The following is a 20,712-nucleotide window of genomic DNA, read 5'->3' on the forward strand; positions in this document are numbered from 1 at the left end:
GGTAAAACCTATGGTCTATGCTTGTTTTTTTCTTTCATTTTAAGAAAATTCAAAGGTGTCATTACTGCAATTTTTGAATTCTTAAAATCTTTTGTATTCCTTGTAATAATTGCGTCCAACCCGTTAATCGTAAGTGCTGAAGAATATTGAATGGAATCTTCAAAATCTTTGAAATCATTTGTTAAGGCTTGTATGATTTCTTTTTTTGTTGTCCCGATCACTTCAGTCATTTCAATTAGGGTTTCCACAACATCCAGTGTTTTTTTATGCCCTAAAAACTTTCTCACTATGTAATATATATTATTTATACTCACAGCGGAAAGGTATAACGTCACACTGCCCTTTTCGTTAAGTTCAAAAAGCTCACTTGCTGGATTTGCATGAGGTGCCCTGTCGGTAAAAAAATCAATAACTACATCGGAATCAATAAATAGCTTAAATGCCATATTTTTTCGATAATTCTTCGGTTAGCATTTGTTTGTAGTCAACGTTTTCGGTGGTTTTTATAATTCCACGTAGTTTTCTAACTTTAGGGGAAAGTTGGTCTTCTTTTAAATTTATTCTGTTTACGGTCAGCAACTTGAAGTAGTTTTCAACCATTTCAGAAAGGCTTTGCCCCTTTTCTTTAGCGTACTTTTTGGCAGTTTCAATAACCTCCTTTTCCAATGTTAATGTCAATTTAGTGTTCATCGTGGTTTTTAATCAAATATACGTGCTTATTTTTTAGCATGCAATACGTGCAAAACGATTTGATTTAGCCTATTAAACAAAACGTTAAACCTGCCGCGTGATAAAATCGGGCCGGTGCCGTTTCCAAGCTTGCAGTACCACATAAAATTGATACCCGAACAGGAGGGACGCAATGACCAAGTGCAGCGGTTGTGATAGGAAAGGGAAATCGAAATAATACATAGCGATGCCGGTTGCGGCTTCCAAAATGACCAAAAAGAACACCATATTTATCTTATTGAGTCCATAACTGTGCTTTTTGTTGAAAAACCATAAAGCTAAGTTGACCAAGAAAATCACTATGGAAAAAGAACGGTGTATGTAAAAGTACAAATCAGGATTATCGAGCCAAAGTGATTTGGCTTGGTCCCCAACAATAGCTACTTGTTCATCTACAAACTCCCTTACTTGGGTGCCCAATACCACTTGTGCAACGGTTAACAACAGTGCAAAAATCAACAAATTGGTATAACCTCGTGAAATGGAAAACGTTCGTAATTTTGGCCTGGAATAGTATAACAGATAAAGCAAAACCGCTAAAATCACTAATGCCATGACCATATGGACGGTGATTTTTAAAGGCGACAGTACCGAATACACTACCGTGGCGCCCAACCAAGCTTGAAAACCGAGCAAGAAGACGCTGAGCCACGAAAGCAGGACGATGCGTTTGCTGTATTTCCATTGGCTGAAGGAAAACAACGCCATAATAAACACAGCCAAACCGGAAAGTGCACCGAACAGCCGGTTTACATATTCAATCCACGTGTGCCAAACGTTAAAGATAGCGTAGTCGTGTTTGGTGTAAAGGTTCCAGTTTTCTTCTGAAAAGGATTCGCCGGTAGTAAAATCCTTGGCAGCTACTTGTAGCGTTTCATCCTTAATGATTACCTGCCCTTTTTTAAAGGTACGTTGCGGTTGCCATTCCAGTTCAGTGATTTCAGTAGGAGGGATGTAGTACCCAAAACATTTGGGCCAATCTGGGCAGCCCATTCCGGAACCGGTCATGCGCACCATGGCGCCAGCTATGATGACCAAGTAAACGGCAACCAATGCTATTTTAACCCACTTTCTGTACATTACTTAACGGGTGTTAGGTTTAATTCTTCGCCTTTTTTCAACATGAAATCTTTAGCGGCTTCATATTCGTTGGGGATGTCGCCTTCCAAAATGGCTTCTTTAATGGCATCTTTTATAACGCCGATTTCCCGCGAAGGTTTCAGCCCAAAGGTATCCATAATTTCTTCACCACTAATGGGTGGTTGAAAATTTCTGATGTGATCGCGCGCTTCCACTTCCTCTATTTTGTCGCGCACCTTTTGAAAGTTGTTATGGTATTTCTTAAACTTTTTTGGGTTTTTAGTGGTAATGTCGGCTTCACAGAGCGTCATTAAATCGTCCACATAGTCGCCAGCATCGAAAATCAACCGTCTCACCGCGCTATCGGTAACATCGCTGGCCAGTACGATAGGACGCGAGCTCATCAACACCATTTTCTGAACAAACTTCATCTTATCGTTCAAAGGCATTTTCATACGCTTAAAAAGTTTATAGACCATTTTTGAGCCTACAAACTCGTGGGCATGGAACGTCCAGCCAATTTTTTTGTCAAACTTTTTTGTGGGGGCTTTGCCAATGTCGTGCAATAAAGCTGCCCAACGCAACCAAAGGTTATCGGTGGTTTTGGCAATATTGTCGACTACTTCAAGCGTGTGCCAAAAATTGTCTTTGTGGCGTTGGCCTTCTTTTTCGTCAACACCTTTTAAAGCAGTGAGCTCTGGAAAAATAAACGGCAATAAACCTGTTTTTTCAAGCAGCGCAAACCCTTTGGAAGGTTTATCGGCGAGCAGTATTTTATTGATTTCGTCAATGATTCGTTCTTTTGAAATGATCTTGATCCGTTTGGCGTTTTTGGTAATGGCCTTTAACGACTGTTTTTCGATAAAAAAATCGAGCTGCGTGGCAAACCGGATGGCGCGTAACATACGCAACGGATCATCGCTATATGTAATATCAGGATCCAAAGGAGTTTTAATCACTTTTTTTTCAAGGTCTTCCACTCCGTTAAAGGGATCTAACAATTCACCAAAGTTGTCATCGTTTAAACTCAACGCCAAGGCATTGATGGTAAAATCACGACGGTTTTGGTCATCTTGTAAGGTACCGTCTTCCACTGCGGGGTTGCGACTTTCTTTGGAATACGATTCCTTGCGGGCGCCAACAAACTCCAACTCAATGCCACCGGTTTTGAGCATGGCGGTACCGTATGTTTTAAAAATGGATACTTTTGGTTTTCCAGGTAGAAGCGAAGACACTTCTTTTGCTAATTCAATGCCGCTTCCCACAGCTACAATGTCTATATCTTTTGCTTTTCCCCGGTTTAAAAGGTAATCCCTTACATAGCCGCCAATCACGTAACTATCTGTACCTATATTGGCAGCCGCTTGGGAGACGGTCTTGAATATTGGGTGTTGCAGGGCGTTTGGGTACGTTGGCATGCTTTAAACAAGTATTTTGAATGGGATATAGTTTAATCTACTTTTTTGAAAACCAATGTATTGTTTTCATTCTTCAAAGTGAGTTGTCTTTCAGAAAAAGAAAATTTGAATTCTTTGTCTGAAATGGCTTGCAAGAATTTTTCTTCCATATCGAGTTCAGGACAGGCCATTAGTGTTGAAATAGCGTTGCCAATCTTTATAGAATCAGTCGTCATTTCAATATCACCATTAATTCTATTGCAACCACCAAAACCGTATAGTTTGTTTTCAACTAAATTGAATTCAAGATTAGGCGCTTTTGTTTTGCTATCCAATTCATCGCCATTTATGCTTTTCAGCACCCAAAGATCGTGAAGCCGGTAATCGCCTTTGTAGTCGCCACAACCGTTGTAATCGTTCATATCGCCATCGCCCATTTGTACGCTTGCCCGAACGGTATAGCCTGACTTTTCACCGGACATGCTATCGGTGCATTCATCACGAGTGATCATCACGTTAAGGGTGCCATTTTCAGTTTGCGCTCGGTAGGAAACCGCATCTATATCCTGTGGTTTTACAGGTTTATTTAATGGAGTGACGATGGAGTCGCCTTCCATAGTTTGAAATTTCATCTTTTTGTTGGCAAAATCGATTTCAAGGTTCCAAAAAGGCTCATTTCCGGTGGCTTTAAACCCATAGGAAGTGTTTGGTTTTGCAGCTTCCATCTTAAAATTCTTGGGCTTATTGTTGGTTAGCAAATACATATCCGATAAATCGCCCATAACCGGTTTTCCTGAAACATCCAGTATTTGCAGGGTGTCGTTTTGCAGGGTAAATTGGCGTATCCCTTCGGTTTCTTCTTTATCGGTCAAGATGATGGTGCCGTTTTCTGAAACCGTAAAATTTCCGGAATGTTTTAATGGATCAACATTTCTGTCTTGGTAAAACTGTGTTTCGGAATAGGTTGAATCGTTTTCAAAAGTAATGGCGTAATTAATGCCCGGGCAATCTGCGCAAGGCAAGGTACCGTAATACGTTCCGTTGGGAGCCACATTTTTAGGCTGATTGCAGGAAATTGCAAATAAGCAGATTATAAATACATATATGAAATGTCTCATGGCGCTTTTAATTTCGGATTACTTTTACCGTCCCATCATTCTTTAACTTAATGATGGCCGATGGTTGTGCCGTTTGTTTGGATTGCTGCAAATTTACCACATAGTCAACGCCTTCCAAAATTTCGGGGGCAATGGCTTTAAAATTTAACGGGGTTTTAACACCGCTAATATTGGCTGAGGTGGAAACAATAGGCCGCCTAAATTTCCGTATCAATTGCTTGCAGAATTGGTCTTGCACCACGCGGATTGCCAACGAATTATCTTCGGCAATTAAATTTTCGGCCACGCGAATGGGGTCGTCGTAGATTATTGTCGTGGGTTTTGCAGCATATTTTAAGATATCGTAGGCTACTTCGGGTACATCTTCCACGTATTCGTTCAGCATTTTAAAATCGTGGACCAAACAGATCAACGATTTGCGTTCATCGCGTTGTTTCAGTTTAAACACTTTTGCAATAGCTTCAGGGTTGGTAGCATCGCACCCAATGCCCCAAACGGTATCGGTAGGATAGAGAATGAGTCCGCCGCGTTTTAAGACCTGAATGGTTTTATTTATTTCTTCGCGCATAAAGTGTGTTTAAGGTTATAGATTTCTATACACATCTAAATATTGTTTTGCAGCTTTTTCCCAACTGAATGTCGCTGCTTGGGCTTTTAACTCCAAAGATTTTTTTTCTGGGTTCGACTCGAAATCTTTCAGTGTTTTTTGTACAATCTTGGCCATATATTCAGCATCATAATGATCCCAATAACTGGCAGCGTTTCCCCCTACTTCAGGAAGGGACGTTTTGTTTGAAATTATAACCGGAACACCAAAAGTCATGGCTTCTACCACCGGAAGCCCAAACCCCTCGGCCAGCGATGGGTGTACTAAGGCTGTTGCATTGCTGTACAGTATGATTTTTTCTTTTTCTGAAACAGTCCCTTTTATAATAATTCTATCGCTTACTTGATGTTTTTTACCAAGTGCTTCAATTTTTTCTTGTTGTTTTTTAGAACAGCGGCCCACACAGATCAATTTTATTTCAGGATCTAAAAAACGGAGCATCGGAATCAAACTTTCCTGGTTTTTATACCCCCTAAATTCTCCTACCGTTAATAAATAGGGAAAATTATACATGTCGCTATTTACTTTTTCCAATCCTTCGCAAGGATTTCCATTATAAATAACATATTGTTTTACGTGTTCTGGAACATCAAATTTTTCCTGAATGTTTTTTTTGGTGAATTCTGAAATATACACCAAACCACTGGCTTTATTTATTTTAGATTGCAAGCTCTCTACTCGGTCTTTTATTTGATGATGTGGGCGGTCAAAGAGCGTAAACAAGGCATCGTGAATGGTAAAAAGTAATTTTGAATTGTTGCTTTTATGCGGTTCGACCTTGCTTAAATGGGTCACGCTGTGCCAAACATCATACTCTTTTTTAAAAGAAAAGTAGCGATGAAAATCGAAAGAGGTTTTGTGGTTTATTTTTTTTCCGAAGCGGTTTTTAAACTTTAACGGTGCGTAATAGGTCAAATCTAAACCGTCTAAGGGCTGTTGGGCCATTTTTTTTCCTAAATGCAGCGAAAATTGTCCAAACCCCTTATTGAGGTTTTTCAAGTAATGGAAGTCGATAAAAACACTTTTTTGTGAAGTCATGTTCAAATTAATTCTTTAAAACTTCCTTGTAATAAGAAATTGTTTTTTCGGTCATGTTTTCTTTGGTAAAGTTTTCCACAACTTTTTTTCGGGCTTCTTTACCTATTGCTACCCTAAGTTCTGGGTTTTCTAACAACGCAGAAGCAAATGTAACATAGTCTTCTGTGGTATTGGCCAAGTAACCATTTTTTTTGTGGTCTATAATTTCTTTTGCGGCATTTATATTTGAAACAATGATGGGTTTTTGCAAAGCCATGGCTTCTTCAAATACCAAAGCGAAATTTTCGTTTTTAGAAGGAAAGATGCACAGGGAAGCCTTTTGAACATTTTCAGGAAGTTTGGTGTTTTCTATGGCGCCGTAATACGTAGTTGCCTGTAATGCTTCGGTAGTTAAAATAGATGTACACGTATTTTGCCAATAGCTTTTACCTTTTCCTATAATATGTAAAGTTGCTTTTGGAAAGCTTTCAATCAAATTATTGAATATTTCACAAAGAATATCAACGCCTTTGGCAGTTGAAAGCGTACCAAAATAAAAAATGGATTGTGGAATTTCTTCTACATCAGGTTTGGGTGAAAACAGATTGTGGTCTATGCCATTGTGAATTACAGTAGAAATATCAATACTATAAATAGATTTTACTGCTTCAGCTGAAAATTTTGATACCGCTATGGTATACGGCGTAGATTCCAATGCTTTTTGCTCCATCAAAATTTTAAATTTACTCTGTTTTTGGTTTAAATAATAATGCCAAAACCCTCGAGATCCGTGAAACCTTAGCACCAAAGGGATGGTATTGTCCCAAAAGGCCGTATAACCACCAAAAACAAAAGATTCAATGATGTCAATGTTATGGGCAAGTGCGTATTTTTTTAGCTTATATGCTAAATAGTTTCGTTCTTTTTCAAGAAAATATAGTTCGGCAGATTCAATATTTAGTTTAGAACCCAAGGAACGAATAGCCTCGGTAATGGGAAAACTTTTAGCGTACCTTTTAAAAAACTCTACTGTAATGGTTTCATCTTTAAAAGAATATTTCTTTTTTAGAAACCCATACACATAAACTTCATGCCCTTTGTTTGACAGCTCATGAGCCAATATTTTCAGAAAAGAACCTACACCGCCGCTTGCAGGCAGACTGGGGTGGGAATATTCATTTGTGAAAAAAAGAATTCTCATATTAGTTGATTATTTCAGCTAACTCATCATACATTTTTTTGGCAATGACATCTTTGGTAAAGTTATCGAGCAGGTACTGATAGCCATTTTCCTTAAATTTTTCTTGTAGGGCGGTATCGTTTAAAAGCTGCATCGTTTTCTCGGCAAAGCTTTGCGGGTTGCCAACTTCGGCCAGCAACCCGGTTTCGTTTTCCACGATCACTTCGGGTATTCCTCCGGCGTTTGCGGCTACAATGGGAACTTTGCAAGCATACGATTCCAAGAGGACGCCACCTGTGGGTTCGTTGTTGGAGGTGAAGAGAAACAAATCAAACTCCGGTAAAATCTGTGGCACGTCTTTTCTGAAACCTGCAAAAATTATATCGTCGGTCAATCCTTTATCGGCAACATACTGTCTTATTTCCGCTTCCAATTTTCCTTTCCCGACCAAAATGAATTTTGCCTTTAGTTTTTTTTCTTTTACCAAAATTTCAACGGTGTCCACCCACGTGTAATGGTCTTTAAAACCGGTAAATTCGGCGATATTTCCTATAATTTTATAATCTTCCGGTATGTTGAACTCTTGGTGCAACAAACCTGTTTTTTCTTGTTTGGGGAATTTTGCAACATCGGTTACGCTGCCAACCACGCTCAACCTGCTGTGGTCTTTCACGGCATATTTCAGCACTTCGACCACGGGATGCGACACACAGATTATTTTTTTAATGCCTTTATAGTTGTATTTCCACTTCCTGAAAAAATTGGTATCCACCCGTTTTATAAGCGTTCGGCAAAGTGCCATTGGCGCTTTCATGCCATAAAACAAAGAAGCCAGAACGGCTAGTGTGTGTGATTGGCTGTTATGAATAAAAACCACATCGGCATTTTTTTCTTCGGAAATGTTTTTCAACGATTTGGCAAATTTTAAATCGTATTCACCATTGAAATCCAACCCGATAACCTGCATGTTTTTTTGCGATGCCATTTCGTACACTTCAGATTCTTTGGGGCACACGATCCATTGGTCTTCCACATAGCCCAAGTCCCTGAAGGCTTCATATAGATAAATTATTTTTTGTTCGTGGCCGCGCCAAACTTGTGAAGCAGTTACTTGGATTAATCTCATGAATTTGTTGGTTGTGGTTTAGTTTTCTGCAAAATAACCATAAAAATTAAACATGGCTTTCTTATAAACCAAATTGTATCTTTGAAAAATGAAAAAACAGTTTTCTGAAAAATACAAACCTCAAGAAAAGGAAATTTTAAAGATCCTTGGTTCTTTTGAAAATAAAGGACAACCTTTGGGAAAAGGCGACCGAAACGTCATCAAGGTTTTTCCGTTAGGGAATGAAACCATAAACATTAAATCGTTTAAAGTCCCCAACCTAATCAATAAGGTGGTGTATAATTTCTTCAGAAAATCGAAGGCGGAGCGTTCTTTTTTAAACGCATCCTATTTACTGAAACACAACATTGGAACCCCGTACCCAGTGGCTTTTTTGGAACAGGACAATCCCGTTTTCTTTGGTAAAAGCTATTACATTAGTGAACATCAAGCGGTGGATTTAACCTACCGTGAATTGGTAGAAAACCCCGATTATCCAGAGCGGGAAACCATATTGCGGCAGTTTACGGCCTTTACCCATAATTTGCACGAAAACAGGATTCTTTTTAAAGATCATTCACCCGGAAACACACTGATTAAAAAAACAGAAAATGGGTTTAAATTCTATTTGGTCGATTTAAACCGCATGGATTTTAAAGACCTCACTTTTCACGAGCGGATTAAAAACTTCTCCAGGTTATCGCCCCATAAAGAAATGGTCGCTATTATGAGCGACGAGTATGCAAAAATCACGGGTCAGCCCTATGAAAAGGTGTTTGGATTAATGTGGGGATTGACCGAAAAATTCCAGATGAAGTTTTACCGAAAGAAAAAACTTAAACAAAAGCTAAAGCTGAAATAACTACGATTTCCTATCAAAAATCTTATTGATTTTATATTTTCTGAAAAGCGATAGGTTCCGTTTCTCCGGTACGCCGTGCTTTTCAATATATTTTTCAATTTCCTGAACCATTCTTTCTGAAGATTTTCCGTCATTGTATGGATGATATTCTGCAATCACGTTTGCTCGTTTTTCAGAAAACGGATCATTGGTAAGGTTTTCTGCAACGGCTTTTTGCAACATATTTTCTTCGGTAAGGTTATGCCATTGTATGTTTTTATTAATGTTTCCGAAGGTAACAACAGGCTTGTCCAACAACAAAAACTCATAAATAACTGAAGAGGTGTCGCTAATTAATAAATCTGCCAGTAAAAACTGCGTAATGATATCGCGGCCTTTCTTAAAATAAACTGTATCGTATTTTAGAGCTAATTTTTTATAGGCTTCAATAAACTTCGCATCCATTAAATCGTGAAATTTAATATTGATGACATAATTTCCCTGTTGTGCCAATTGCTCAATTTCAGGTTCTAAAACTTCTGCAGAGGTAAGGGAAGGGGAAAAGGTTGGGGCATACAATAAAACGTGTTTGGCGTCGTGTTTTTTAAGCAAATCTTTTTTTTCTGAAAGAATCTTTTGACGGTTTTGTGCATACAAATCCAGTTTGGACCAGCCGGTTTCAATAACCTCAAAATTCTTAAAGCGATTTTTCAATTTGTTGAAACCTCGGGTAAAATAAGGTCCTTGTGTTAAATACAGATCAAAATAATGCCGAATGTGAAAATGCCCTTTCTTTTCGCCAGCCAAGCCGTGAAAGATCTGCACTTTCAATCCACGTAAATAATGGGGCACTTCATTTCCAGGGGCGATAATGGCATCACTTTTAAGAGCCTCCAATTCAGCAATGCTTTGCGTGACGGGTTCATCAGTGAATGGAAATAATGATGAAAGTTTGGGAGTGATAAACCAAATATAGTTATGACCTCGTTCCTTCAAAACCTGTTTAATAGGTTTCATAATTTCAAAAGCGTATGCGTTTTGACAGAACAGAATCACTTTCATAGGTTATAGAAATTTATTGACGTTATCCAGGTCTTCTTGAAAGTCGATTTCCATACAATTAAAGGCTGAAATATCAACGGCTTTTACTTTGGCGTTGTCTTTTTCGATCAACAGTTCAAGTCCGCGTTCAAAATAATCGTTCTCGCCACATTCCTCCAAGCGTGCAATGTATTGTGAAAGATCATTTTTTGAAATAAAGTTAACGCCAACCGCTTCGCCCAGACCGTTTTTCACTTCTTTTGAAAGTTGATCCACAAAACCGTTTTTTAAAGTGTATTTCACCTCTTCGTCCCCAACCGAATTGGTGTTTACGGCAACGAACGAAGTATCTTCATCAATATGCGGCCGTAGGTTTTTCAATAGTTTTTCATCAAAAACAACATCTCCGTTAAACCAAAGTACACTTTCGCCTTTGCACTTTCTTAACGCCCTTACCAAGCTTTTTGCTGTGTTGGTCTGATCAAAATACGGATTGTAAACATACGCCAACTGCGGAAAGTTTTCCATGATGCTGTTCTTCTTAAAACCGACCACGACATAGACATCGTGCTCTGAAAAATTTTTGTCGATGTTTTCGACCATCATTTGCATAATGCTTTTCCCGTTTTTTAGCGGCGTGAGCGGTTTAGGGAATGGATTGCCCAACCTAGAACCAATCCCCGCAGCAAGTATTACGATTTTCATTTATGTGTTGGAATTATTTTTAATGATCTGTTTTAATTTTAAATACTTTAAAAAAGTAGTGTAGGCGCTAAAGGTACAAATTATTAATCCGTTGAAACCGTCCAAAAAACCAAGACGTAAAATATATGCTTTAAAAAAGGTCCAAGTTGGTTTTAATAAAATGTCGAAAATGCCCGATTTACGGCCCAGTTTATAATATTCCCTTGCCGCAATGGAAGAGAATTTATGTACTTTCAAGCTATGTTCTTCATAACTAGTGTGTACCCAGTGCAAAATGCTTCCGTTTAGTTTTCCGGTTTTAGAACCAGGCTGCATTTGTATGGTATCGTGTGGGTTGATGCCGCCCCAACGAGCTTTGTTACGGTCAAAGACCCGTAATTTTCTATCTGGGTACCAATCTGAATGGTAAATCCATTGCCCACAATAGTTGTTAAATCGCTTTGCGAAGTAACCATCTTTTTTCCAGTTTTCTTTTAGTCTTAAAATAGCCGATTGCAGTTCTTTGCTCAGGGCTTCATCGGCATCGAGGGAAATGACTTTATCATATTTTGCAGCATCGATAGCGGAGTTTTTTTGCTGAATATGGCCTTCAAATTTCTGTTGAAGGAACCGTACCGGATAGTTTTTGCAAATAGCTTCCGTGGCATCGGTACTGAAGGAATCCAAGATAACGATGTCATCGGCTACTGGAAGCAGGGATTCTATGCAACGGGCGATTTTATTTTCTTCATTAAGTGTGATTACCGTCGCAGAAAAACGTTTTTCTTCAGCATAAATATTTTCACCTGTTAAAAACTCATGCAGTTTTGGAATGATGAGCTCAGGTTCAAAATGTTCATATTGTTGCTTGCCTTTCAAGCGTGCCCCTTTTTTGTTTGAAAAATGAGGGTTGTAATCTATATAATCAAATAAATGAACCGAAGCGTGGTTGTTTCGGTCTTCAAAAATGTTCCAGGCTTCTTTTTTTATCCAAGGGCTGAATATGGAGAATGTCTTCACCCCCAACGCTTTTGCCATATTGATGGCACCGCCTTCATTGCCAATCAATGCATCGCAATGGTGGGTAAGGGCCATAAATTCCCTAAGGCTCTTGCCATAAAGCTCCAAAAATATATGCTCTTGGGTTTTTGCGTTGCACAAGCCATACAGTTTTTCAACTTCCTTTTTTTGGCTGGGAATGTAATTAAAAAGCAGTTGTCCTTCGGTTTGTGCTACTATATAATCCAAAAGCTTGGCCATAAATGGCAACGGATAGGTTTTAAACTCGTTGCTCCCTAAAGCGCTGATCATAAATAGTTGTTTTGAAACAATTATTTTATGCTGTTGCAGCGCTTTTTTGGCAGTATTTATTTCCGTTTCGGTAAGATATATTTTGGGTTTGCAGTCCTGTTCTATCTCTTTGATGATGGGCGATAACAACATTAACCGGTTTTCGATGGCCAAACCGGCTTGTGTTAACGACATGGTATGGCGCGAAAATGTGTGCGTATAGGCAAATTGGGTGTACCATTTTTTATACGAAATACGGTATTTAGCTCCAGAACTTTTAGTGATCCACGCACTGCTTATCTTGGCATACGCATCGATCACCACGTCGTAGCCTTCGTTTTTCACTTGTTCCCGTAAGGCTTTAAATTGGCTTTTGGATTCCTCCATGTCATTGGTAAACGGAATCACTTTATCAATTACCGGGTTGTTTTCAATTACGGGAATGGTGTTGGAATTGACCAAATAATGCAATTCTGCTTCGGGGAAATGGTTTCGCAATACCTCAAACAGCACGGTGGACGTTAACACGTCGCCGATCATTTTTTGTTGTATTACGAGGACTTTCATCTACCTAAACTGCTACATTATACTCGCGAAGGGCGTCGTTCAGAGATGTTTTTTTATTGGTGCTTTCTTTCCGTTTACCAATAATCAAAGCACACGGTACTTGAAACTCACCGGCAGGGAATTTTTTGGTATAGCTTCCAGGGATCACAACCGATCGTGAAGGAATTAACCCTTTGGTTTCAACGGGTTCATCGCCCGTTACATCGATTATTTTTGTAGAAGCGGTCAACACTACATTGGCGCCAAGAACAGCTTCTTTTTCCACCCGTACGCCTTCAACAACAATACAGCGCGAGCCAATAAAAGCATTGTCTTCAATAATTACAGGAGCCGCTTGCAAGGGTTCCAACACACCCCCAATGCCCACGCCGCCGCTAAGGTGCACGTTTTTACCTATTTGGGCACAACTTCCTACAGTTGCCCAAGTATCAACCATGGTGCCTTCATCCACATAAGCACCGATATTCACGTAACTGGGCATCATAATCACACCTTTTGAAACGTAAGCGCCGTGGCGGGCCACCGCATGCGGCACTACCCGAACGCCTTTTTCTTTGTAGCCTTTTTTCAACGGGATTTTGTCGTGGTATTCAAAAATACCCGCTTCCATAGTTTCCATTTTTTGAATGGGGAAGTACAAAACAACAGCTTTTTTTACCCATTCGTTTACTTGCCATCCATCGGTAGAAGGTTCGGCACAACGAAGTGCTCCTTCATCGCACAATTGTACCACTTCCCGAATGGCGTTGATAGTTTCGGTGTCTTGCAACAAGGAACGGTCGTCCCACGCTTTTTCTATAATCTGCTGTAATTGGTTCATAATTCAATCAAAATTTAACCACAAAGATAAAAGTCCATTGCAATTAACTTCCCTTTTTTGGCATACTATTTTACAAACCCGTATTTTTGCAGCTAAATGGGACGCATTTTAGCCATAGATTACGGTACCAAACGCACTGGAATTGCCATTACTGACGAGCTGCAGTTAATTGCTTCCGGGTTGACAACGGTACCTACGACAACATTGCTCGATTTTCTGAAAAAATACATCGCTACCGAAAAAGTGGAATTGGTTTTAGTGGGCGAGCCCAAGCAAAAAGATGGTTCGGCCAGCGGTGTGGAAGTGCATATCAAAGAATTCCTTCTGAAATTTTCCGAAACATTTCCCACTATGGAAGTAAAACGCGTAGATGAGCGCTACACCAGTAAAATGGCGTTCCAAACAATGATAGACAGCGGACTGAAGAAAAAGCAGCGGAGGAATAAAGCGTTGATTGACGAGATTAGTGCGACCATTATCCTTCAGGAATACCTTTATAATGAATAATGTTGAATGGATAATGTTGAATGGATACTGATTAATCAAGTAATTTAAAATGAAAGAACAAAACTTAAAAATACGATCTAATGAATTTGCCCACAGATGCGTTAAACTGGCATTGGCACTTCCATCGACAAAACTTGGCAGCCATATTGAAGGACAACTAATACGAAGTTCTACTTCTACTGCTGCTAATTACAGGGCAGCGTGTTTGGCACAGACCAAAAGAGGGTTTATTTCTAAATTGAGCATAGTAATTGAAGAGGCCGACGAGAGTAATTTTTGGATTCAGTTTTTACTTGATGAAGAGTTGCTTACGTTCAATCGATGTGAAGCGCTATTGAAAGAATCTGCTGAATTGACATCAATTTTTATCGCATCGCGGAAAACAGCTGAAAAGTCTAAGGATAGGCAATAATTAAACATTAGACACTAAACATTAAACATTTAAAAAATGATTTTACCGATTGTAGCCTACGGAGATCCCGTTTTACGAAAAGCGTGTAAGGATATCGATGCCGATTATCCAAAACTGGATGCATTGATTGAAAACATGTACGAAACCATGTACGCGGCCCGTGGCGTGGGGTTAGCAGCACCACAAATAGGATTGCCCATCCGTGTTTTTATCGTGGACGCTTCTCCTTTTGCAGACGATGAAGACTTAACCGAAGAAGAGCGCAACCAATTGAAAGATTTCAAAAAAACCTTTATCAATGCGCGTATCCTTGATGAGGAAGGGGACGAATGGGCGTTTAACGAAGGGTGTTTAAGTATTCCAGAAGTTCGGGAAGATGTATTTCGCCAGCCCGAGATTACCATTGAGTATGAAGATGAAAACTTCAAAACCCATAAAGAAACCATCAAGGGCATTGCTGCTCGTATCGTGCAGCACGAATACGACCACATTGAAGGCATCTTGTTTACCGACAAGCTATCGCCTTTAAAAAAACAGTTGATTAAAAGCAAGTTGAAGAAAATTTCAGCAGGAAAAATTACTATAGATTATAGAATGCGGTTCCCAAAAGCGAAAAAGAAACGTTAATACCATTGCAAAGAATATAGAAACCGTGCATATTTGCACCTTTCAGAAAAAAATTGAACACATAGTTTATGACCTTAGAGAAAATTTTATCGATTTCCGGGAAGCCCGGATTGTACAAATTAAAAACCCAAACGCGAGGTGGCTTTTTGGCCGAATCGTTGTTGAACGGTAAAAAAATTAACGTAAGTGGCCGCCATAATGTAAGTTTGTTGAGCGAAATAGCCATTTATACCTTGACCGAAGAACTGCCCCTACGCGAGGTCTTTAAAAAAATATATGAAAAAGAAGATGGTGGAGAGGCCATAAGCCATAAAGAACCTAAAATAAAACTGGAAGAATACTTTTTTGAAGTATTGCCAGATTACGATGAAGATCGCGTCTATGCCAGCGACATCAAAAAAGTGGTGCAATGGTACAATTTGCTCGTTAGAAATGGAATCACCGATTTTTCTGAAACTGAAGCCGACCAAAACGAAGCTGTTTCAGAAGAAGAATAAGCAAGTAAACAATTTTAAAACCTACAAAAAAAGCCCGTACAAAACAGTGCGGGCTTTTTTATGGGATTTTGTGATAGCTATTTTCTGTAACGCTTGTATTTTTTGGTTGAACCAACCCTTAAAATAGTATAACCAATTACAGCCGAAATTAGAGAGCCCAATAAGATCCCCAACTTAGCCGAATCGATATGGGCAGGGTCGTTGGTAAACGCCAGGCTGGCCACAAAGATGGACATGGTAAACCCAATTCCAGCTAAAAACGCAACGCCAACTATATGCTTAAATGTAATATCGGTTGGTATGGAAATAAGCCGTATGCGCTGGGCAAAAAGAATAATGGTCGTTACCCCAATACTATTGCCCAAAACCAATGCCGCTGCTATGGTGAACATAAAATAGGTGTCCAATTGAACACCGCTATCCAGCACGACTCCTGCATTGGCAAAAGCAAAAATTGGGATGATAAAATAAGACACCCACCCGTGAAGGGTATGCTCTAAATGCTGTAACGGACTTTGAAATTTGGATGTCCAATCCTGCAGGTCGTCAATTTCATGAATTTGCTCCCTGGAGAGGATTGGTTTTTCTATTACTTCGGCATCTTTTATATTGTTGGTTATATTCACCAATCTATCCACAAAATTTGGCGTGTATATTTTCTGCCGTATCGGAATCGAAAAAGCTAATAAAATTCCAGCGATGGTTGGGTGGATGCCCGATTTTAAAAATAATACCCACACTACGACCCCGGCAGACAAAAGCAGGAATTTTGAATAATACCCACGCGCCGATAAAACATATAAAAAGGCCAAGATGCCCATGGCTATGGCGAGTAGGCCCAAGTGGAGATCGCCGCTATAAAAAAGGGCGATGACCAGGACGGCACCAATATCATCCACAATAGCAAAAGCAGTTAAGAAAACCTTAAGGCTCAAGGGCACCCTGTTGCCCAAGAGGTTTAATACGGCTAAAGCGAACGCTATATCCGTAGCCATTGGGATGGCCCATCCTTTGTGGGTTTCTGGGTTTTGGTTAAGTAAAACGAATATTAAGATAGGAACCGACATCCCCCCGATGGCACCCAAAAGGGGAAAGGCCACTTTTTTAACGGTATTCAGTTCTCCAATTAAAAACTCCCTTTTAATTTCCAGGCCGATCAAGAAAAAGAAAATGGCCATCAACCCATCATTGACCCAAAGAATAAGCGGTTTTTTCAGCTCAAATGCATCAATCGAAAAACCAAACTCGTGATCCCATATCTCTTGATAGGTTTCCGAGAACGGGGAATTGGCCCAAATCAAGGCCAAAATAGTTGCAGCCAACAACAGGAAACCGCTGAAGGCCTCAATTTTAACGAATCTTTTAAAAGGGGTCAAAAAGGTTTGTTTAATCATATAGAACTTGAATTTTTATATTAAGTTTTCCGTAGTAAAACTATAAAAGCTATAAAAATACGATTTTTGAATTATTTATATTCGGTTTCGCCGTTTTTTTACCGCAGGTTTTCATGCTTTGAAGCTTAATTGCAGTAGCTTTGCTCCCTAACTTTTTTGAAACAGGCAAGTTATGAACTCCAGAAAAGAACAATTAAAAGCGTTTGATCGTTTATTGACCATTATGGACGAGCTGCGCGAGCAATGCCCGTGGGACAAAAAACAGACGATGCAAACCCTGCGGCACCTTACCATTGAAGAAACCTATGAGTTGGGCGACGCCATTTTGGACAACGACCTTGATGAAGTAAAAGGAGAGCTTGGCGATTTATTGTTGCACATTGTTTTTTATGCTAAAATAGGTAGCGAAACCAACGATTTTGATATTGCCGATGTGGCCAATCAAATTTGTGAAAAACTCATTTCACGCCACCCCCATATTTACGGTGATGTGGATGTTGCCAATGAAGAAGAAGTAAAACGCAACTGGGAAAACCTAAAACTGAAAGAAGGTAAAAAAAGCGTGTTGCAAGGCGTGCCAAAATCGTTGCCGGCCTTGGTAAAAGCCAATAGGATTCAAGATAAGGTGGCTGGAGTAGGTTTTGATTGGGAAGAGCCCCAACAAGTGTTTGAAAAACTAAAAGAAGAACTGGAAGAGCTACAGCACGAAGTGACCGAAAGCAATGCCGATAAAATAGAAGCCGAATTTGGCGATGTACTTTTCTCGATGATCAATTATGCCCGGTTTTTAAACATAAATCCCGAAAATGCCTTAGAGCGCACCAATAAAAAATTTATTAACAGGTTTCAGTATTTGGAAGCTAAAGCCAAGGAGCAAGGCATTGCCTTGAAAGATATGACTTTGGCCGAAATGGACGTCTTTTGGGAAGAAGCAAAACTTTTGTGATAGCTCTTCGGCACCACTTAGGAAGCTAAGGTGGTCAAAGTGGTTAGTTTTGGGCGGGTTGAAAATGCTACGCAGTAAAAACGATCAATCTACCGTCAATTTTTACTTCAGAAAAATTAAAGAACCGCTGCATCCATTTAGTTGTTTTTTCAGAATAAAAGACCACGTGGGTTTCATCGTTTTTATAATACCATTTCCCAAAGTTGATTTCAGATGAAAAAAGTTCGGTCATGCAATAGAGCTTTCCCCTTGGTTTCAATAATTTTTTCAGAAGGAGGAATTCTTTATTGGGATGATGAAAATGTTCCATTACTTCACAACAAACTATAAAGTTATAACTGTGCTGCAATGCTTGTTTGTTGGGATGGAAGAAAGTGTCGTACAGTGTAACTGCATACCCTTTTCCTGAAAGCATTTTGGTAATGACTGGGCCGGTGCCGGCCCCGAAATCCAACCCTTTGGCTGTAGGCGGAAAGTCTGTAACCACGCTGTTTACAATAGGCGACACAAAGTTTTGGTACCGAGTATCGGTAACATCGTTATTATGGGTTAAATAACGTGCTTTTTCTGAGACTTTCGATGGATAATCTGTAGTAGCTTTGTGAATAATGCCACAGGTATTACACCGGTAAAACAACCCTTGCTTGCCCTTGTGATAAACGGTGTTGGCACCATTTTTGCACAAAGGGCAAATAACGGCATTAGACATCTCTGACCGATTTTATTTTAGAAAGCTTCGCCTTCCAGACCTCCAATTGTTCTTTATGCTTTGCAATGTTTTTATGCACTTCTTTTACAAGCGGATTGTCATCTTCCACGTGCTTAAAGAAACTTAAATTGTTTTCCAATTGGCGAATTTCGTCTTTCGTTTCGTTTATTTTTTTTGAAATAAAGAAATGCTCGTTTTTAAGTTTTCGCTCATCATCGCGATTGGTAAGTGTATTGAGCTTGTTTTCAAATTTAATGAGCTCGGCGTCTTTTTTGCTAAGGTCCAACTTTTTGAAGAGCCCATCCAACGTTTTATTGAATTTTTGTTCAATATTGCGTTTTTTATAAGGGACACGGCCTATTTTTTTCCATTCGCTGATGTTTTCTTTAATGGTCTTCAGGTCTTTCTTGTGATCGCCAGAAAGTTCCAGATTGTTCATTTTTTCGAGCAGGGCTTCTTTGGATTGCAGATGTTCTTTTTCTTCTTCCTTTTCTTCGTCCTTTTGGGCGTGCAACCTATCAAAATAGTGATTACACGCGTCTTTGAACTGTTTCCATATTTTATCGCTGTGTTTTCTGGGTACGTGGCCAATTTTTTTCCAGTCGGCCTGTATTTTTTTCATCAACGGAGTGGTGGATTCCAAATCTTCGCTGTTCTTGTTGTCTTCTGCGATCTTTACCAGTTCCCGTTTCTTTTCCAGATTGGCGTATTGTTCTTTCTTTTGGTTTTTATAGTAAGCGTTCTTGGTACGGTTAAACGTACGGGTGGCATCTTTAAAAGCGTTCCAAATGCCTTTGTTCAAGGCTTTGGGCACTTTTCCTGCCGCAAAATAGGCGTCGCGCAGTTCCTGTACTTTTTTAATGGCCTGTTGCCAAGCTTGATGGCTGGGCTTGGTGTTTTCGGTAATGTGTTTTATCTGGTTTATCAGGTCTTTTTTAACCTCATAATTGGCCTCGTATTCTTTTTCCTGTTCCTCTAAATACGCATTGCGTTTATCGTGGATGGCTTTTGTTGCTTCACTGAATTTATCCCAAACATCGTCACGGTATTCTTTGGCGACGGGTCCCACGTCCTCCTTCCACATTTTGTGGAGCATTTGCAGTTCCCTAAAGGCTTTGTTTATATTGTCTTCTTGAAGCAGTTCTTCGGCACGCCCTATAAGCTTTAATTTTTGCTCTAAATTGTGCTTAAAGTCCATATCCCGGAATTCCCGGTTAAGGTGTAGGAAATCGTAAAAGTTTTCTACGTGGTGGTGGTAATTGTTCCATACCAGGTTGTACTTGTCGCGGGGTATGGGGCCTGCTTCGTGCCAACGGCTTTGAATGTCCTTAAAATGATTGTAGGTCTTGCCCATGCTTTCTTCGGCATTGAGCAATCCTTTCAGTTCCTCTATGATTTCTTCTCTTTTTTTAAGGTTGGCGTTAAGATCGCGTTTCAGGTTTTTGTAATAGCTGTTGCGCTTTTCCTTATAATCAAAATACAGGGAGTTGAACTCTTTTTTCTGGGGTGTGGTGTATTGAAAGTCGATGATGTTCCCGCCACCGGCCAAAAACTCTTCTTTTTTCTGTTCTAAAAGGTCGTTGAATTTTGAATTGAACTCAGACCGAATTTCCTCCACATCGTTCTTGATTTCCTGTACCGGTTTGTTTTTGAGCAGGGATTTAAATTCCTGTATCAGTTCTTTTTTAGATAGCTCGCTATAGTCTTTTCCTTCTTCTTGGTCGTCTTCATCCTCCTCTTCATCAGAAGAAGCAACCTCTTCTTCCTCTTCGGTGGTAGTATCCAGGTCTTCTTGACCCTTAGCTTCCTCTTCCTCTTTTGCAGATTCTTTTGCTTCGGTCTCGGTTTTGCTTTTTTTATCGGTATCAGTATCAGGCACTCCTTCAGCCTCAGCTTCAGTTTCAACTTCCTCTTCCTCGGCAGTCACTTTTTCTTTTGGGGCTTCTTTCTTTTCGGCTTCGTCAACCAAGGCATCTTCCAGTACTTCGCTGTCTTTTTCAGGAGTATGTTCGTTACTACCTGATTGTTGTGTTTCCTTGTTTGCGCTTTCGGGAACGGTTGTTTTCTCTTCTTCGCTTGCCGTTTTTTTGTCAGACATGTTTTTCAATGTTTAGGTTCGTTGTTCTTAGGTTGTCAAGATACTA

22 protein-coding genes are annotated in these 20,712 nt (G+C 39.7%); 6 read left to right on the forward strand and 16 right to left on the reverse strand.

Going from position 1 to position 20,712, the window contains the following annotated elements:
• Positions 1–8 precede the first annotated feature (8 nt).
• The 9 genes from DDV96_RS08560 to DDV96_RS08600 all read right to left on the reverse strand — a co-directional run bounded on the left by DDV96_RS08560 (position 9) and on the right by DDV96_RS08600 (position 8,254).
• Complete coding sequence (locus DDV96_RS08560) at positions 9–446, reverse strand: type II toxin-antitoxin system VapC family toxin (RefSeq protein WP_116694352.1); 438 nt, start codon at positions 444–446, stop codon at positions 9–11.
• Positions 436–690 (reverse strand): DUF6364 family protein, encoded by a 255-nt coding sequence (locus tag DDV96_RS08565; protein ID WP_116694353.1) that lies wholly within the window; start codon positions 688–690, stop codon positions 436–438. Before DDV96_RS08565 ends, DDV96_RS08560 begins: the two co-directional genes overlap by 11 nt.
• An 84-nt stretch (positions 691–774) precedes the next feature.
• A complete protein-coding gene (locus DDV96_RS08570) occupies positions 775–1,809 on the reverse strand; it encodes a COX15/CtaA family protein (RefSeq protein ID WP_116694354.1) in 1,035 nt (344 codons plus the stop codon).
• Complete coding sequence (locus DDV96_RS08575) at positions 1,809–3,227, reverse strand: CCA tRNA nucleotidyltransferase (protein ID WP_116694355.1); 1,419 nt, start codon at positions 3,225–3,227, stop codon at positions 1,809–1,811. Before DDV96_RS08575 ends, DDV96_RS08570 begins: the two co-directional genes overlap by 1 nt.
• Positions 3,228–3,259: 32 nt before the next feature.
• Positions 3,260–4,324: a copper resistance protein NlpE N-terminal domain-containing protein gene (locus DDV96_RS08580; RefSeq protein ID WP_116694356.1), complete on the reverse strand. Its 1,065-nt coding sequence runs from the start codon at positions 4,322–4,324 to the stop codon at positions 3,260–3,262.
• A 7-nt stretch (positions 4,325–4,331) separates the two neighbouring features.
• Positions 4,332–4,892: an L-threonylcarbamoyladenylate synthase gene (locus tag DDV96_RS08585; RefSeq protein WP_116694357.1), complete on the reverse strand. Its 561-nt coding sequence runs from the start codon at positions 4,890–4,892 to the stop codon at positions 4,332–4,334.
• Between the two features lie 15 nt (positions 4,893–4,907).
• A complete protein-coding gene (locus tag DDV96_RS08590) occupies positions 4,908–5,969 on the reverse strand; it encodes a glycosyltransferase family 4 protein (RefSeq protein WP_116694358.1) in 1,062 nt (353 codons plus the stop codon).
• A 7-nt stretch (positions 5,970–5,976) separates the two neighbouring features.
• Positions 5,977–7,149, reverse strand: a complete 1,173-nt coding sequence (locus tag DDV96_RS08595) for a glycosyltransferase family 4 protein (RefSeq protein ID WP_116694359.1) — start codon at positions 7,147–7,149, stop codon at positions 5,977–5,979.
• A gap of 1 nt (position 7,150) precedes the next feature.
• Complete coding sequence (locus tag DDV96_RS08600) at positions 7,151–8,254, reverse strand: glycosyltransferase family 4 protein (protein ID WP_116694360.1); 1,104 nt, start codon at positions 8,252–8,254, stop codon at positions 7,151–7,153.
• Positions 8,255–8,342: 88 nt separating this feature from the next.
• Between DDV96_RS08600 and DDV96_RS08605 the strand changes: the two genes are divergently transcribed.
• Entirely contained in the window at positions 8,343–9,095 is a 753-nt protein-coding gene (locus tag DDV96_RS08605) for a lipopolysaccharide kinase InaA family protein (protein WP_116694361.1), read from the forward strand.
• Here the strand turns inward: DDV96_RS08605 and DDV96_RS08610 are convergent, their stop codons facing one another.
• Genes DDV96_RS08610 through DDV96_RS08630 form a run of 4 tightly spaced genes read right to left on the reverse strand, consistent with a single transcriptional unit; the run spans position 9,096 to position 13,476 of the window.
• The gene (locus DDV96_RS08610; RefSeq protein ID WP_240607693.1) at positions 9,096–10,091 is read right to left on the reverse strand and encodes a CDP-glycerol glycerophosphotransferase family protein; all 996 of its coding nucleotides are present in this window, start codon (positions 10,089–10,091) and stop codon (positions 9,096–9,098) included.
• A gap of 48 nt (positions 10,092–10,139) precedes the next feature.
• Positions 10,140–10,820 (reverse strand): phosphocholine cytidylyltransferase family protein, encoded by a 681-nt coding sequence (locus DDV96_RS08615; protein WP_116694363.1) that lies wholly within the window; start codon positions 10,818–10,820, stop codon positions 10,140–10,142.
• Entirely contained in the window at positions 10,821–12,656 is a 1,836-nt protein-coding gene (locus DDV96_RS15990; RefSeq protein ID WP_240607694.1) for a glycosyltransferase, read from the reverse strand.
• A gap of 4 nt (positions 12,657–12,660) precedes the next feature.
• Entirely contained in the window at positions 12,661–13,476 is an 816-nt protein-coding gene (locus DDV96_RS08630; protein WP_116694364.1) for a 2,3,4,5-tetrahydropyridine-2,6-dicarboxylate N-succinyltransferase, read from the reverse strand.
• A gap of 96 nt (positions 13,477–13,572) precedes the next feature.
• Between DDV96_RS08630 and ruvX the strand changes: the two genes are divergently transcribed.
• The 4 genes from ruvX (at position 13,573) to DDV96_RS08650 (ending at position 15,519) form a co-directional block, all read left to right on the forward strand.
• Positions 13,573–13,983 (forward strand): Holliday junction resolvase RuvX, encoded by a 411-nt coding sequence (ruvX, locus tag DDV96_RS08635; protein ID WP_116694365.1) that lies wholly within the window; start codon positions 13,573–13,575, stop codon positions 13,981–13,983.
• 49 nt (positions 13,984–14,032) lie between these two features.
• A complete protein-coding gene (locus tag DDV96_RS08640; RefSeq protein WP_116694366.1) occupies positions 14,033–14,395 on the forward strand; it encodes a four helix bundle protein in 363 nt (120 codons plus the stop codon).
• Positions 14,396–14,431: 36 nt separating this feature from the next.
• The gene (def, locus tag DDV96_RS08645) at positions 14,432–15,022 is read left to right on the forward strand and encodes a peptide deformylase (RefSeq protein ID WP_116694367.1); all 591 of its coding nucleotides are present in this window, start codon (positions 14,432–14,434) and stop codon (positions 15,020–15,022) included.
• A gap of 68 nt (positions 15,023–15,090) precedes the next feature.
• Complete coding sequence (locus DDV96_RS08650) at positions 15,091–15,519, forward strand: DUF5606 family protein (protein ID WP_116694368.1); 429 nt, start codon at positions 15,091–15,093, stop codon at positions 15,517–15,519.
• 77 nt (positions 15,520–15,596) lie between these two features.
• On the opposite strand, the gene nhaA is transcribed toward DDV96_RS08650, so the two are convergent.
• Positions 15,597–16,913, reverse strand: coding sequence for a Na+/H+ antiporter NhaA (gene nhaA / locus DDV96_RS08655; protein WP_116694369.1), 1,317 nt, complete (start codon positions 16,911–16,913; stop codon positions 15,597–15,599).
• A gap of 172 nt (positions 16,914–17,085) precedes the next feature.
• On the opposite strand from nhaA, the gene mazG reads away from it, so the two are divergent.
• On the forward strand, positions 17,086–17,859 hold the full coding sequence (gene mazG, locus DDV96_RS08660; protein ID WP_116694370.1) for a nucleoside triphosphate pyrophosphohydrolase: 774 nt from the start codon (positions 17,086–17,088) through the stop codon (positions 17,857–17,859).
• A 67-nt stretch (positions 17,860–17,926) separates the two neighbouring features.
• Here mazG and DDV96_RS08665 read toward each other — a convergent pair whose 3' ends face one another.
• Together DDV96_RS08665 and DDV96_RS08670 are read right to left on the reverse strand one after the other, a co-directional pair.
• Positions 17,927–18,568, reverse strand: coding sequence for a methyltransferase domain-containing protein (locus tag DDV96_RS08665; protein WP_116694371.1), 642 nt, complete (start codon positions 18,566–18,568; stop codon positions 17,927–17,929).
• Positions 18,561–20,666: a DUF349 domain-containing protein gene (locus tag DDV96_RS08670; protein ID WP_116694372.1), complete on the reverse strand. Its 2,106-nt coding sequence runs from the start codon at positions 20,664–20,666 to the stop codon at positions 18,561–18,563. The genes DDV96_RS08665 and DDV96_RS08670 overlap by 8 nt, the downstream gene beginning before the upstream one ends.
• Positions 20,667–20,712 lie beyond the last annotated feature (46 nt).

It is taken from the genome of Marixanthomonas spongiae (assembly GCF_003095375.1).
Taxonomy (GTDB): Bacteria; Bacteroidota; Bacteroidia; order Flavobacteriales; family Flavobacteriaceae; genus Marixanthomonas; species Marixanthomonas spongiae.

Excerpts from the sequence above, each read along its gene's own strand:
- DDV96_RS08615 (WP_116694363.1), bottom strand. The coding sequence starts at position 10,820 with ATGAAAATCGTAATACTTGCTGCGGGGATTGGTTCTAGGTTGGGCAAT.
- DDV96_RS08570 (WP_116694354.1), bottom strand. The coding sequence starts at position 1,809 with ATGTACAGAAAGTGGGTTAAAATAGCATTGGTTGCCGTTTACTTGGTC.
- DDV96_RS08595 (WP_116694359.1), bottom strand. The coding sequence starts at position 7,149 with ATGAGAATTCTTTTTTTCACAAATGAATATTCCCACCCCAGTCTGCCT.
- DDV96_RS08665 (WP_116694371.1), bottom strand. The coding sequence starts at position 18,568 with ATGTCTAATGCCGTTATTTGCCCTTTGTGCAAAAATGGTGCCAACACC.
- def (WP_116694367.1), top strand. The coding sequence starts at position 14,432 with ATGATTTTACCGATTGTAGCCTACGGAGATCCCGTTTTACGAAAAGCG.
- nhaA (WP_116694369.1), bottom strand. The coding sequence starts at position 16,913 with ATGATTAAACAAACCTTTTTGACCCCTTTTAAAAGATTCGTTAAAATT.
- DDV96_RS08575 (WP_116694355.1), bottom strand. The coding sequence starts at position 3,227 with ATGCCAACGTACCCAAACGCCCTGCAACACCCAATATTCAAGACCGTC.
- DDV96_RS08670 (WP_116694372.1), bottom strand. The coding sequence starts at position 20,666 with ATGTCTGACAAAAAAACGGCAAGCGAAGAAGAGAAAACAACCGTTCCC.
- DDV96_RS08605 (WP_116694361.1), top strand. The coding sequence starts at position 8,343 with ATGAAAAAACAGTTTTCTGAAAAATACAAACCTCAAGAAAAGGAAATT.
- DDV96_RS08610 (WP_240607693.1), bottom strand. The coding sequence starts at position 10,091 with ATGAAACCTATTAAACAGGTTTTGAAGGAACGAGGTCATAACTATATT.
- DDV96_RS08600 (WP_116694360.1), bottom strand. The coding sequence starts at position 8,254 with ATGAGATTAATCCAAGTAACTGCTTCACAAGTTTGGCGCGGCCACGAA.
- DDV96_RS08585 (WP_116694357.1), bottom strand. The coding sequence starts at position 4,892 with ATGCGCGAAGAAATAAATAAAACCATTCAGGTCTTAAAACGCGGCGGA.
- DDV96_RS08640 (WP_116694366.1), top strand. The coding sequence starts at position 14,033 with ATGAAAGAACAAAACTTAAAAATACGATCTAATGAATTTGCCCACAGA.
- DDV96_RS08560 (WP_116694352.1), bottom strand. The coding sequence starts at position 446 with ATGGCATTTAAGCTATTTATTGATTCCGATGTAGTTATTGATTTTTTT.
- DDV96_RS08590 (WP_116694358.1), bottom strand. The coding sequence starts at position 5,969 with ATGACTTCACAAAAAAGTGTTTTTATCGACTTCCATTACTTGAAAAAC.
- DDV96_RS08650 (WP_116694368.1), top strand. The coding sequence starts at position 15,091 with ATGACCTTAGAGAAAATTTTATCGATTTCCGGGAAGCCCGGATTGTAC.
- mazG (WP_116694370.1), top strand. The coding sequence starts at position 17,086 with ATGAACTCCAGAAAAGAACAATTAAAAGCGTTTGATCGTTTATTGACC.
- DDV96_RS08565 (WP_116694353.1), bottom strand. The coding sequence starts at position 690 with ATGAACACTAAATTGACATTAACATTGGAAAAGGAGGTTATTGAAACT.
- ruvX (WP_116694365.1), top strand. The coding sequence starts at position 13,573 with ATGGGACGCATTTTAGCCATAGATTACGGTACCAAACGCACTGGAATT.
- DDV96_RS08580 (WP_116694356.1), bottom strand. The coding sequence starts at position 4,324 with ATGAGACATTTCATATATGTATTTATAATCTGCTTATTTGCAATTTCC.
- DDV96_RS15990 (WP_240607694.1), bottom strand. The coding sequence starts at position 12,656 with ATGAAAGTCCTCGTAATACAACAAAAAATGATCGGCGACGTGTTAACG.
- DDV96_RS08630 (WP_116694364.1), bottom strand. The coding sequence starts at position 13,476 with ATGAACCAATTACAGCAGATTATAGAAAAAGCGTGGGACGACCGTTCC.